The 12,967-nt window shown below is 48.0% G+C and carries 14 protein-coding genes and 1 riboswitch; all 14 genes read right to left on the bottom strand.

What is annotated here, in order from left to right; translation table 11 throughout:
- The 14 genes from cobD to AC58QM_RS02605 all read right to left on the bottom strand — a co-directional run bounded on the left by cobD (position 1) and on the right by AC58QM_RS02605 (position 12,956).
- Positions 1 to 1,098, bottom strand: a complete 1,098-nt coding sequence (cobD, locus tag AC58QM_RS02670; protein ID WP_497281122.1) for a threonine-phosphate decarboxylase CobD — start codon at positions 1,096 to 1,098, stop codon at positions 1 to 3.
- A gap of 36 nt (positions 1,099 to 1,134) precedes the next feature.
- A complete protein-coding gene (cobS, locus tag AC58QM_RS02665) occupies positions 1,135 to 1,959 on the bottom strand; it encodes an adenosylcobinamide-GDP ribazoletransferase (RefSeq protein ID WP_497281121.1) in 825 nt (274 codons plus the stop codon).
- A complete protein-coding gene (gene cbiB, locus AC58QM_RS02660) occupies positions 1,935 to 2,930 on the bottom strand; it encodes an adenosylcobinamide-phosphate synthase CbiB (RefSeq protein WP_497281119.1) in 996 nt (331 codons plus the stop codon). Before cbiB ends, cobS begins: the two co-directional genes overlap by 25 nt.
- A gap of 36 nt (positions 2,931 to 2,966) precedes the next feature.
- On the bottom strand, positions 2,967 to 3,533 hold the full coding sequence (gene cobU / locus AC58QM_RS02655) for a bifunctional adenosylcobinamide kinase/adenosylcobinamide-phosphate guanylyltransferase (RefSeq protein WP_497281117.1): 567 nt from the start codon (positions 3,531 to 3,533) through the stop codon (positions 2,967 to 2,969).
- Between the two features lie 31 nt (positions 3,534 to 3,564).
- Positions 3,565 to 4,710, bottom strand: a complete 1,146-nt coding sequence (locus AC58QM_RS02650; protein WP_497281115.1) for a nicotinate-nucleotide--dimethylbenzimidazole phosphoribosyltransferase — start codon at positions 4,708 to 4,710, stop codon at positions 3,565 to 3,567.
- 20 nt (positions 4,711 to 4,730) lie between these two features.
- A complete protein-coding gene (locus AC58QM_RS02645; protein ID WP_497281113.1) occupies positions 4,731 to 5,507 on the bottom strand; it encodes a heme ABC transporter ATP-binding protein in 777 nt (258 codons plus the stop codon).
- Positions 5,508 to 5,509: 2 nt separating this feature from the next.
- Positions 5,510 to 6,550 carry a FecCD family ABC transporter permease gene (locus tag AC58QM_RS02640; protein ID WP_497281112.1) on the bottom strand — a complete coding sequence of 347 codons (1,041 nt, stop codon included), beginning with the start codon at positions 6,548 to 6,550 and terminating at the stop codon, positions 5,510 to 5,512.
- On the bottom strand, positions 6,550 to 7,566 hold the full coding sequence (locus AC58QM_RS02635; RefSeq protein WP_497281110.1) for an ABC transporter substrate-binding protein: 1,017 nt from the start codon (positions 7,564 to 7,566) through the stop codon (positions 6,550 to 6,552). Before AC58QM_RS02635 ends, AC58QM_RS02640 begins: the two co-directional genes overlap by 1 nt.
- Positions 7,567 to 7,717: 151 nt before the next feature.
- Positions 7,718 to 7,870: riboswitch (cobalamin riboswitch) on the bottom strand.
- A gap of 37 nt (positions 7,871 to 7,907) precedes the next feature.
- Entirely contained in the window at positions 7,908 to 8,435 is a 528-nt protein-coding gene (locus AC58QM_RS02630) for a hypothetical protein (protein ID WP_497281109.1), read from the bottom strand.
- A gap of 62 nt (positions 8,436 to 8,497) precedes the next feature.
- On the bottom strand, positions 8,498 to 8,755 hold the full coding sequence (locus tag AC58QM_RS02625; RefSeq protein WP_497281578.1) for an aspartyl-phosphate phosphatase Spo0E family protein: 258 nt from the start codon (positions 8,753 to 8,755) through the stop codon (positions 8,498 to 8,500).
- 77 nt (positions 8,756 to 8,832) lie between these two features.
- Complete coding sequence (locus AC58QM_RS02620; RefSeq protein ID WP_497281107.1) at positions 8,833 to 10,035, bottom strand: aminotransferase class I/II-fold pyridoxal phosphate-dependent enzyme; 1,203 nt, start codon at positions 10,033 to 10,035, stop codon at positions 8,833 to 8,835.
- Positions 10,036 to 10,050: 15 nt separating this feature from the next.
- Positions 10,051 to 10,542, bottom strand: coding sequence for an Lrp/AsnC family transcriptional regulator (locus tag AC58QM_RS02615; RefSeq protein WP_171630068.1), 492 nt, complete (start codon positions 10,540 to 10,542; stop codon positions 10,051 to 10,053).
- 203 nt (positions 10,543 to 10,745) lie between these two features.
- The gene (gene cysK, locus AC58QM_RS02610) at positions 10,746 to 11,666 is read right to left on the bottom strand and encodes a cysteine synthase A (protein ID WP_497281104.1); all 921 of its coding nucleotides are present in this window, start codon (positions 11,664 to 11,666) and stop codon (positions 10,746 to 10,748) included.
- 63 nt (positions 11,667 to 11,729) lie between these two features.
- Entirely contained in the window at positions 11,730 to 12,956 is a 1,227-nt protein-coding gene (locus tag AC58QM_RS02605; protein ID WP_497281103.1) for an MFS transporter, read from the bottom strand.
- Between the last annotated feature and the right edge of the window lie 11 nt (positions 12,957 to 12,967).

Here is a 12,967-nt window from a genome sequence, read left to right as displayed (position 1 = left end):
CTATACCCCTTTCCTAGATAAGTCACTCATCATCTTTCGTAAGGCTTGGAGTAAACGCTCATTATCCTCCCGAAGTCGTATGGCTACGCGACAATAACGTTCATTTAACCCTTCGAATAACGAAGCATCCCGAATCAAAATCCCTTGATGACCCATATGTTGTTGCGCTTGTTTGATATGAATTCCCATCGATTCAGGGAATGAAAATAGGAGGAAATTCACATCGCTCTGGGCGACTTCCAGACCTAATGCTGCTAGCTGCTCGATAAGCCAAGGCTTCTCGACGCAGAGCCACTCTCTCGTGGATTGTTCAAAGGTCGTATCTTCAAGAACTTTTGAGCCAATTCGTTGCGCGAGATAATTCACGCTCCACTGTACCTGCTGCCCTCGCAGTTGCTGTATAAGGTCAGGGTGGGCCACCATAAAACCTAAACGAATACCTGGAATCGAATAAAACTTCGTCATCGAACGGATCACGACCAGGTCGTGGCTTGTTGAAGCAAGCTTAAGCAGCGAATGCTCCGACTCCTGAGGAACAAAATCCATAAAAGCCTCATCGAGAATAAGCTTCCGTTGACTCTGGAGCAGATTGGTTATCACGCTCTGAGGAAGTAGTTTACCTGTCGGGTTGTTGGGATGCCCTAGGAAAAACAAATCAAGGGCTGGCAGCGCTGCTTCGACATCCTGCCATTGTAGTTCGAACTGATGTTGAGGGAGTAAAGGGATGTTGGTTACCAGACCCCCCGTTTTGTGAACTGCCTCTTCATATTCGCTGAAGGATGGCCTTGCAAGTCCCGTCCTCTTTGGCTTCACTACACGAATGATCAAATCAATCAGCTCTGCAGCACCATTGCCAACTAAAATACTATCCGGGTCAATTCCGTATTTCAGTGATAAGCTTCGGCGGAGCTCACGAACAGCCGGATCTGGATATTTGACAATATCTTGCCAGTTCGCTGTCAGAATCTCTTTGACCACGTCAGGAGGCCCAAGTGGATTCATGTTCGAGCTGTAATCTAGAAACTGCTCCTTAGGCCGATTGAAAGCTTCCTCCGCCGTCCACAGATCACCTCCGTGACCGTAACGCTCTAACATCATAGTCATTCCTTTCAAGTAAAAATTAGAGCCGCCACCTTACATGCCAATGAGGATGATAACAGCAAGCAAAAGCAAGCTCTCCAGCAGCTCATTTAGCGCACCATACGTATCTCCGGTAAGTCCGCCAAGCTTGCTGCTGATATAAGCTGCCATCCCACTTCCTACAAGCATAGTCATGATCAAAAAGCTTAGGATCATGCTCCAGTTGGGTAAGGTTGTTAGGCTGCTGCTGTTGAAAATCAATAGCGTAGTTGTTAATAGAGCTACTAAAAGGGATACCGTGACATGCGTGATATTAACGCCACGGAACAGGCTGCCTAACCCCGAATTCGGCCGTGCGTAAGGCCACATGCGAATGGCTGCCACCATGAACCAACGACTCCATATCGGTACGACGGCCAGTAGGATAAGGAGACTTCCTCGTTCCGCTGCATGGTTCGCATCCAACATGGTATGAAGCAAGGAAAATTTTAGTAATACATGCAGGACACACACGATAACGCCCATCGCACCAACGCGGCTATCCTTCATGATCTCGAGCATTTGCTCGCGGGGGCGATGACTGAGAATCCCATCTGCGGTATCCATTAGACCATCAAGATGCAGTCCGCCTGTGAGAACGACCCAGAGTGTCAGGAGCAAGACCGCTGCTGGCATGGTTGGCAGTACGTGGGATAGTAGATTGCCAGCGAACAGAAGAATGAGTCCGATTACAAAACCAACAAGGGGGTAAAATATGGAGCTGCGCTGAAACACGCGCTCGTTATAATCAATCTGCACCGGAATCGGCAGACGCGTTAGGAATTGGAAGGCGGCTAGACAAGCTCGCAGCCAATCTACCCAAGCATGAGTATGACGCATAGGAGTCCTCCCATCACTACAAAACTGACGCCGTATAGCATGCTCACGGCGTGCACAATATCCCGCTGCGTACGCGGGCGCAGCGGCCAGCCCAGGCGGGCGCGCTCACTCGCCGCGCCGCCATAGATGTTCAGCCCGCCAAGCTCGATCCCGAGTGCCCCGGCTACCGCCGACTCTGGGATCCCGCTGTTCGGGCTGGGGTGTAGATGCGCGAAGCGGCGGATCGCCGTCGCCGCGCGTGGTGCTGAGAGGCCCGGCTTAGCCAGGGCCACGAGGACAAGCAGGATCCCGGTGAGCCGCGCCGGGATCCAGTTCATCGCGTCGTCCCAGCGGGCCGACGCGGTGCCGAAATGACGGTATCTGTCATTTCGGTAGCCGACCATCGAATCCAGCGTATTCGATGCACGGTACAGCATCGCCAGCGGCGCACCGCCGATGAGTGCGTAGAACAAGGGCGCGATGACCGCGTCCACGATGTTCTCCGCGACCGTCTCCACGACGGCTCGCGTGAGCTCCTCCTCGTGGAGCGCATCGGTATCCCGGCCTACAATGTAGCCGGTGTACTTGCGAGCATCCGCGAGATTGCTCTCGCGAAGCGGACGGTAGACCAGATACGCGGCGTCCTTTAATCCCTTGATCGCCACCGTTGTGGAGATCAGCCAGGTTGACACCGCATACCCTAACCAGCGATGAATATCGTTTGCAAAATGCACGAGTACAAGAACGACAACAAAGCTCAGTGTGATTGTAGAAAGCGTGAGCAGTGCACCTTTCATTCGCAGCCATCTGGGTTGTCCCACTAGCCCATTCTTTGTCTCTTCTTTGGGATGCAGTCTATCCTCGACCCAGCGTATCCAGCGGCCCATTATAATAACAGGATGAGTGGGCCATTTGGGATCCCCAATCATCCAGTCCAAAGCAATTGCAGCTGCCGTCATCCAGACGATTTCCTGCCATGTATAAATCCACATTAGGTCTTCACCATTCCATGCTTGCTCAATTAGCTATCAGTCTAACCTATAAGCTCTACTCTTTAGTTCGATCGGGATACCGACCGTAACTAGAAATACTTGCTGACACACTTCTGCCAAACGCTGATTCATCCGTCCAGCCAAATCTCTAAACTGACGGCCGAGCGGGTATTCAGGCACAATACCATCACCCACTTCATTCGTAACTAGGATGAGTTGTCCACTGTAGGAGGACACGACTTCCACGAGTTCGTCAATTTGCATCGTAACAAGTTGCGCTGCATCGCTCATGCCTTCATAGTGTAGAAGCCAGTTCGTTAGCCATAGTGTCAGACAGTCCACTAACACCACAGCCCCCTCACTCTCGCTGCTCTCATTCTGCTGTTGGAGACAAGCACTCAGCGCATACGGCTCCTCCCGGGTTTCCCAAGGGAATCCCGATTGAAGCCTCATCTGCTGGTGCAACCCCACCCGCTCCCTCATTTCCTCATCGTAGATGTGGGAGGTTGCGATGTACACCCCCTGCTTGCTGCGATGCATCGCCAGCTTCTCTGCAAAAGAGCTTTTGCCGCTGCGCGCGCCGCCCGTTACCAGAACCGCCATCGTGTCCGCCTCCTTCTCTCTGCTAGGGCCATTACCCTCGCGATACGCCTGCGCTTTCGAAGGTCGCCATTTCCTGCATGATCTTGCCTGCGGCATCGATCAAGTGGAATGCGAGCACAGCGCCCGTGCCTTCGCCCAGCCGCATATCCATCTGCAGCATCGCTGCGAGGCCAACCGACTCGAGCACCTTCGTGTGCCCCTGCTCCTGTGATAAGTGCGAGGCGAGCATGTAGGACGCGCTTAGCGGGGCTAATCGGCTCGCCACGAGCGCTGCGGTCGACGAGATGAAGCCGTCGACGACAACCGGGCAGCGATGCTTCGCTGCACCAAGGATCACCCCAACAAGTCCGGCGATCTCTAATCCGCCGACCTTGCTCAACACCTCAAGTGCATAATCACCGCTTGAGCCTGCACTCGCATCTGCATTTGCATTTTCACTTGCACTTGCACTTGCACTTGCACTTGCACTTGCACTTGCACTCACATCCCGCCCAGTCAAACCATTCACATCCAACGCCCTATTCACAACCGATTGCTTATGCACCCAAGTAGCGTCATCGATACCTGTCCCACGGCCTACAGCAAGACCAGCGTCGACCCCTGTTAGTGCACACAAAATAGCCGCACTCGCCGTCGTATTGCCAATCCCCATTTCGCCGGTAGCGAAAAGACGATACCCTTTTGCCACTAATTCGTCCACAATTTCACTGCCTGCTACGATCGCTTCGATCGTCTCCTCTAGCGTAAGAGCCGCTTCCTTCGCCATATTGCGCGTGCCTTTACGAACCTTGCGCGATAAGAGATTCGGATGCTCCAAATCCGCATTGACCCCCATATCCACACAAATCACTTCAGCCCCAGCATGTCTTGCTAATACATTGACAGCAGCCCCGCCATACAGAAAATTAAGCACCATTTGCGGTGTCACTGCCGCAGGAAAAGCACTGATGCCTTCCTCACAAACACCATGATCACCGGCCATGACAATAACCGCTTTTTTTTCGAAAGTCGGCATTACCTCACCCGTGATCCCTGCAACTTGACGTGCGATATCCTCTAGCTTTCCTAAGCTTCCTTGCGGCTTTGTTAATTGGTTCAAGTGATCATTTGCTTGATGAGCAGCCTCCTGATCAACGGGTTCAATCGCGTGAATTAACTGATGTAATCGGTTCATCATCTTCCTCCTCTGGTCCTTCATTATTTCCCAGGCTGTAATATAATCTGCGGAACCTCACTCACTGGGTGTTTCAGTACAATCGGCTCGGTTCCATACACGTCGGCAATTTGTTCACTCGTAATGATATCTGCTGGCGTTCCAATCGCGGTTACCCGCCCCTCATGCACGATCATCAATCGTGTACAGTACTGCGCAGCCAAATTCAAATCATGCAACACAGCGACAACCGTAAGCGCCGATTCCTGCTGCCAGCTTCGGATATAATCCATCATTTGTATCTGATAACCGATATCTAAAAAGGTCGTGGGTTCATCCAACATAAGCAAGCTTGGTTGCTGTGCCATTACTTTGGCCAGTGCAACACGTTGGCGCTCTCCTCCACTCAGTCTCTCAATAGTTCGATCAACCAGCGATTCCAACTCAAGCTTTTTAATAATCGCATCTATGAGTCCATTCGATTCTGTTAGATCCTCGCCAAGCCAATTTTGGAATGGATAGCGCCCCATCTCAACAACTTCACGCACCGTAAAACCAACAGGGGGCAACGCATCCTGCTGAAGCACTGCGAGCCATTTAGCCAGCTCTTTTCGCGAATAAGAAGCTACCTTCTTCCCCTGCAAAAGCACACTGCCCTGCCTAACAGGATCCATGCCGGATAACAGTCGTAGTAGCGTAGATTTACCGCTGCCATTCGGTCCAATAATTCCAAAAAACTCCCCTTGCCCAACCTCAAAGCTTATATTCTCTAACACTTGCTGCTCGCGAAAGCTCTGAAAAAGCTGCTCCACTTTAATCATCGTCATCTACCTCTTAACGTTTTCTTATCTTTATGGAGCAGATAGGCAAAAAATGGCGCACCCAGAAACGCCGTAATGACTCCCAAAGGAATTTCCGTAGGACTGAGGATCGTTCGAGCCAAGGTGTCCGCCCACAACACATAAATCCCACCACAGATCGCAGATAAAGGAATGATTAGTCGATAATCAGGACCAACCAACAGTCGCACCAGGTGCGGTACGATTAATCCAACAAAGCCGATCACTCCTGCCACAGACACGGCTGCAGCCGTAATCAACGTCGATGCAATCAATACGATTAATTTCGTTCGCTCCACATGAACACCGAGATGAGCAGCTTGACGCTCCCCAAGTGCAAGTAGATTTAAGGATCTCGCATAGCATAACAGAATCACGATGCCTATTACGAGATAAGGTAAAATCATATACGTATATGACCAACCGCGCATCGCTAGACTGCCCATCAGCCAGAAAATAATTTCGTTTATCGTTTGATTCGAAATCGAAACCAAGAACGACACGATCGCGCCTAGAAAAGCTTGCATCACAACACCGGATAATATCAATGTCTCCATCTTTAGCTTTCCTTCAATCAAGGCCAGCTTCAGTACTAAAAATAGGGAAATCAACCCCGTTACGAATGCCACAATCGGAATCGACCATTGCCCAAACCAGGCATATTGCAGCCCAAAATAAATAAGAAAAGCAGCCCCTACAGAAGCTCCTGAGGATACGCCCAGGGAGTACGGGTCCGCGAGCGGATTGCGTAGAACCCCTTGAAAACCAGCACCTGCAATAGAAAGTACAGCCCCCACTAGAATCCCTAGTAACACGCGAGGGATCCTTACTTTATTAATAATTTGTTCCGAAGATTGCGGCCAGTTCACCTCGATGTGACTTCCTATCCAAGGCAGATGCTTCGCTAGAATCCCCACAATATGTGAAAGTGGAAGATGAGCTGACCCGATGGATAAACTCACCACAATAGAAAGAAGAAGGAGTATAACGCCTACTCCTCCTCCAAGCATCAATTTTCTTTTCATTATTTCACCAATTCAGGATAAATCCCTTTCGCCATTTCCAGCAACCCATCCGTCAATCTCGGACCTGGGCGACTTACGGAGTTCTGGTCGAGACCTATCACGCGTTTATTTTTCACGGCATCAATGGCATCCCACCCACCACGTGTGCGAATAATTTCTTCTAACGGTTTCTTCGTCTTGATGTCGACGATCCCATTTGCGAACAAAATGACATTTGGATTTTGCTGAATGATCTTCTCTTCACTGATCTCATACCAGCCTGCTTTATCGCTAGCTACGTTAATTCCACCTGCGATTTTGATTAACTCATCCATGAACTCCCCGCTTCCAACAGTCCAACCAGGAGCAAACTCCATGTACACTTTTTTCTTATTCTCTTGCTTCACGTCTTTTACAGCATCAACAACCTTCTGACGATCCGCTTTCATCTTGGCGACAACTTTCTCCGCTTGCTCCTGATGATCGGTAATTAATCCGAATGTTTGAATATTGTTTATCGCATCGTCTAACGTTTTAGGCTCCACTTTAAAGACATTAATGTTCATCTCACGCAGCTTCTCAACCGATTCTGCTTTCATAGAAACACCAGTGAAAACTATATTCGCATTTGAAGCAATGACCGCTTCCATATTTGGTTTCGTGATGCTGCCCAATTTCGGCTTAGCTTTAGCCGCTGCAGGATAATCATCAAAATCTGATACACCAACAATATTCGCTTCTAGTCCAATCGCAAACAGCGATTCGGTCTCCGATGGTGACACGGATGCGATTCGTTCTGGTGCTTTGTCAAACGTAAACTCTTTTCCTGTCGCATCTTTCACTTTCAACGGATACGTCGTTTTCTTCGCAGCCGCTGGAGCTGGTGTTGCTGTCGTTGTTGGAGCTTTTGTTCCCGCACCGCCAAGTTTCGATGGATCCGTAATTTCTGTTTCCTTTTTCGCACATGCTGCCAATGAGATCGCTGTCGCAACCGCTAATGTAAGAATAAGACTTTTTTTGAACTTGCTCTGTTTCATCACTTAACCCTCTTTTCATTAGTATGAATCTATAACCAAACAAAAAAGTCCCCTTGTTCACGAGGAACAAAGGGACGATAAATCGCGGTATTGGGCAACGAACACGCATACGCTGCTTCCTGATTTAACGCGATCCTTTTCCTCGAAGGATGTTGTATCGGCACTATAGGCAGGTATCCTGACTCTTCAGTCTTACGTAAGACTGAATTACAGTGGCGGGACCGTGCCGGATTTGAACCGGCTTCCCCTAAACTAATAAACATCCAATTGGAAGCTTACTAGTACCTATAGTTGCAAATTATTTGAATACGATCAAGCTATTGTCGATTATAGGCGCTCTCTTACTTTTGCGCAATGATCTTCATGACTTTCAATGCCTCGTCCATTTTCGGAGCATTCTGTGGAATGAACGCATATAATCCTTTGCCCTCATAACCTTGCTCTTTCATCCATTTATTTCCAGCGAGCGGAATGCCATACAAGTGCTTCTCCGCTGCTTTGCCTTCTTCTTTGATTTCGATAACACCATCTGGGTAATCCGAAGGATTAATTGTATTATCCAATGACACAAATCCAGCTTGATTACTCAAGCCCTTGAACTGTTCTTCTCCCAAAATAAAGATGCCGTTACCACCAGCAGCCAGCTCAACAATCATCTTTTCCAATGAAAAAATAGGAGATGTATTCAACTTTACTGTAGGAAGCTCTCCAACCTTATCTTTCAAAGATAGTTCCAACTTCTCCGCCGCTTCACTTGGAAAACCGTTAGGTCCCATCATAAATACCGATACATCTGCTTTTGGTCCACCACAAGCGGTAAGCATAAGCATCATTCCGAGCATGACAACGAATAACCATTTTGCCTTCATGTATGTAATTCCCTCCGTCGAGTACTCTCTCTTTTGTCGATAGTCGCCAGAAAAGTCGGTTTTCACCGACTTTTCTTTCCAGATGTCATATATTCATTTATTTTTTGATCCAGCATTGTGCTTAATTCAACAACCGCATCAGATGTCATTTCTCGACCTTCCATGACCATCTGTTCCATTTTTTTTCGTAACGTGTTGATCTCTTCTTCAAGTACAGTCAGGGAATGTTGCTTCTTGGCATTTCTGGTCAGCCATCGCTGTCCAAACTCTTGCTCGCGAATTTGAAATTGCTTCTGAAAGTTAGTAAGCTGATACTCCATAAAAGCCACGCTCATCCCTCCTTACTCTTAGAATACCAGTTTTCGTCTCCTATGAACATATGAATTTATTAAGAATATTATAATTTCCTCAAGAAATTACCGATTCTCTCTAATGCTTCATTCAGTTGGGAAACACTATAGGCATAAGAGCACCGCAGAAAACCTTCTCCACCTAATCCAAATACATCACCAGGAACAGCAGCAACCTTAGACTCATACAACAGACGTTGCGCAAATTCATCGGAAGTTAACCCTGTAGCGACAATACTTGGGAATGCATAGAATGCGCCCTGGGGTTCATGACATTCAAGTCCAACTTCCCGGAAGCCTCTGACCACCAATCGTCTCCGTTGATTATAGGATTCAATCATCCGGTCTTTCTCTTCCAGCCCATTGGTTAGCGCTTCATGCGCAGCTACTTGCCCCATGACTGGTGCACACATGACGGTATACTGGTGAATCTTGGTCATCGCTGAGATAAGCTCTCTATGTCCGCATGCATATCCCATCCGCCAGCCTGTCATGGCAAAAGCCTTCGAAAACCCGCTAACGAGAATCGTCCGATCCTGCATGCCTGGAACTGCTGCGAAGCTCACATGCTTCTGACCATACGTCAATTCGGCATAAATTTCATCGGAGATGACAATCAGATCATGCTCTTCAACAACTTTCGCAATCGGCAGCCAGTCCTCATATGTCATGATGCCCCCAGTTGGATTACTAGGATAGCAGAGAATTAATATTTTGGATTTCGGCGTAATCGCATCGCGAAGCGCTTTCTCCGTCAGTTTGAACTGATCCTTTGCAAACGTTTCGATACCCACTGGCACACCACCGCTGATCGCAGTGATTGGCGAATACGAAATATAACAAGGCTCCGGAATTAGAATTTCGTCTCCCGGTGTAATTAATGAGCGAAGTGCTAGATCAATAGCTTCACTACCACCCACGGTTACGAGTACTTCATTGGATGGCTCATATTTTACTTTAAAGGAAGTATACAAATAGTTCGCAATCGCTTCACGGAGCTCAGGAATACCTGAGTTTGGCGTATATTTGGTTCTGCCTCGCTCTAAGGAATGAACTGCCGCTTCACGAACGTGCCATGGTGTTGAAAAGTCAGGTTCACCCACACCTAGCGAGATGATATCCTCTTTACTATTGCTTACGAGGTCAAAAAACTTCCGAATTCCAGACGGTTTCATCTCTCGTACCGCAGGGGCGAGGTAGTCCTTCATTGATTTTTTGCTTGATTGAATCGTAGTCTCATCCTTGATCATAGCGCTACCTCTCCCTTACGGCGATACAAGCATTCGGTGATCATCTTCCTGATCTTCGAAAATAATGCCGTCTTGTTTGTATTTTTTCAAAATAAAATTCGTTTTTGTAGAAAGTACGCGGTCAATTGGTGACAGCTTATTAGAAACAAAAGAAGCCACCTGCTTAAGCGAGCTGCCCTCGATCTCAACGAGCAGATCATACGCACCAGACATAAGATAAACCGATTTGACTTCTGGATATAAATAGATCCGTTCCGCAATCGCATCAAACCCGCGTCCGCGCTCCGGCGTAATTTGCACTTCAATTAGGGCGGTAACCTTTTCGTCATCTACTTTGCTCCAGTTCACGACTGTCGCGTATTTGACGATGACCTTATCCGCTTCCATCTCGCTTATCGCTCGCGCAACATCGGCCTCCGCCGTTCCTAACATGGTGGCGATCAGATCCGCGCTCCTGCGGGCGTCTTCCTTTAGTAAATCGAGAATTTTAAGCTTCAAAGTATCCATGGTTAAACCTACCTTTCTGAGATATGTTTCATTCATCCATTCATCTTACAATGAATCGATGTCCTAATTCAATTACTGATCGCGGAGAAAGGCAGAATATTTATATATATTTGAAAATTCCACTTCGATCGACAAAATAAAAAGCCATTGGATGACCTCCACATGGCTCTTATCCCTCAATTCAACACCTACAAAATACAAAATTAAAAGAGATCCATACTTAAATACCGTTCACCTGTATCTGGCGCAATACAGAGCACTCGTTTACCCGCCCCTAACTTCCTTGCCACTTGAATCCCTGTCCATACCGAGGCTCCAGCTGAAGGACCGACTAGAATGCCTTCCTTACTCGCCAAATCTCTCATCGTTTGGATGGCATCCTCATCCGACACTTGCACAATTTCATCATAGACGCTGGTATTCAAAATGGCCGGAACAAAGCCTGGGCTTGTACCCACCAGCTTATGTGGTCCTGGGCTTCCTCCAGATAGCACGGGTGACCCCTTGGGCTCTACGACATAAATCTGAATATTCGGCAGCTGTTCCCGTAGGACCTCACCTGTTCCTGTAATCGTGCCGCCCGTTCCTGAAGTGGCGACAAAGGCATCTAGGCGCCCTTCCATTTGCTGCAAAATTTCCGGTGCTGTCGTAACACGATGAATACTCGGATTCGCCGGATTCTCAAACTGCTGGGGGATGAAGCTGCCAGGAATTTGATCCCTTAGCTCCACAGCCTTAGCAATTGCACCTGGCATCCGCAAAGCTGCTGGCGTGAGAACAACTTCAGCGCCGTAGGCTTTCAGGATATTTATCCGTTCCTTGCTCATATTATCCGGCATAATCAAAATCGCTTTATATCCCTTAGCCGCCGCGTTCATCGCAAGTCCAATTCCCGTATTTCCGCTTGTTGGCTCTATGATCGTCGCTCCTGGCACAAGATGACCAGACTTTTCAGCCTGCTCAATCAGATTCCAAGCAGCGCGATCCTTCACGCTTCCGCTCGGATTGAAATACTCCAATTTCACGTACAGCTCCGCGGCTTCCGGCTCTACTAATCGTTTAACTCTCACTGCGGGGGTATCTCCGATCAGCTCTGTGATGCTATTTACCATTTTTGGCGGCATTGGTGCCCCCTCCTCAACCCATAATCATACTACTCACATTTTCATGTGGAAACCTAGTCCCTGTCAAGACTTCGTTGCCCGCAGCTGATTTCTGATGAATACCCAGGAGAAGAACGTCGAGCTTCCGATTACCAGCATCAGTACGTTGATAACAAGGGGCTCCTTGCTCCAAGAAATGACACATATGAAAAGCAGAACTCCCAATACGCGCCCCACATTCAGTGACAGCTCACGCAAAACAATGTATTCTTCCCTTTGCTTCGCACTCTGATCATCCGATCCAATCAAATCAAAGACAACAGAAACCATAGGAATAGAGTACATTGGGAAAAAGAGTGCTGACCCTATCCCAAACATTAGCAAGGTACTGAACGTTATGGTCCAGAAGAACGGTAAAATGACGAGCACAACCATGACCGAGCCAATGAACATACTCATTTTGCGAAAAGAAGGTCGAATAAAACGCCCTGCTGCCCAGAAGCTAACTAGCGCTACGGATGAAGTAATTAGAGCGAAATTCCCTAAGCTGGCTTCACTTGAAGTCGATATGTACACGAGCAAACCAATCATAAAGCCAAAGACACCTTCACGGACTCCTTGAAAAAGCAAAGCTAGACTTACTCGCTTCCACGGTGTTTCCGGTTGTCTTAGTATCCGTAATGGCAGCAGCCATTCGTAGGTACCACTCAATTTTCTTTTCTTCAGAAAAAAGCTGATGACTACGCCTAACAGAAATATTCCTAGCGATATAGAAAAGATAAGCCGATATCCCGTTCCATCACCTAGATTGACAATGAGTAGCCCCGAAATCCACGGAGCAATGATACCCGCGCCTGCGCCCAAAAGGCCGACCCAACCATTGAATCGATCTCGGTTATCCGGATCTGTCACTTCAAAGTAAACGACATTGAAGGCTATCCAGAACAAGCCTACCGAGATCCCTTGTACCATGCCTAGCCAAACAAAATAGTGGACACTGCTAGTCCCCATCCAAAGCACCAGCATGTAAAAACAAGCTGAAATGGATACACCCACACGTAAGCAGTTCATTTTATTATGTTCTTTCACCCATTTCCCAGCTAACCAAAAGGTAATGGCCATCGTCAAATGGGTCGTTAAAGTAAACCATCCGATTAACGTAAAATCGTTTTTGGCTTTCCAAAGATACACGCCGACGAATGTGCCTGATAGCGCATTGGCTCCGCCAAATAACGCGTGAACAACCAGCAAAAGGATCGCTTGAGCATCCAGCTTCCCTTTGCTATTCACAGTCGTTTGATTCGTTTGCATAAGCCTCCTCC

The organism is Paenibacillus sp. J22P165 (assembly GCF_059692015.1).
The sequence above is the reverse complement of the archived record's forward strand: the minus strand, read 5'-3'. Positions and strand labels throughout refer to the sequence as shown.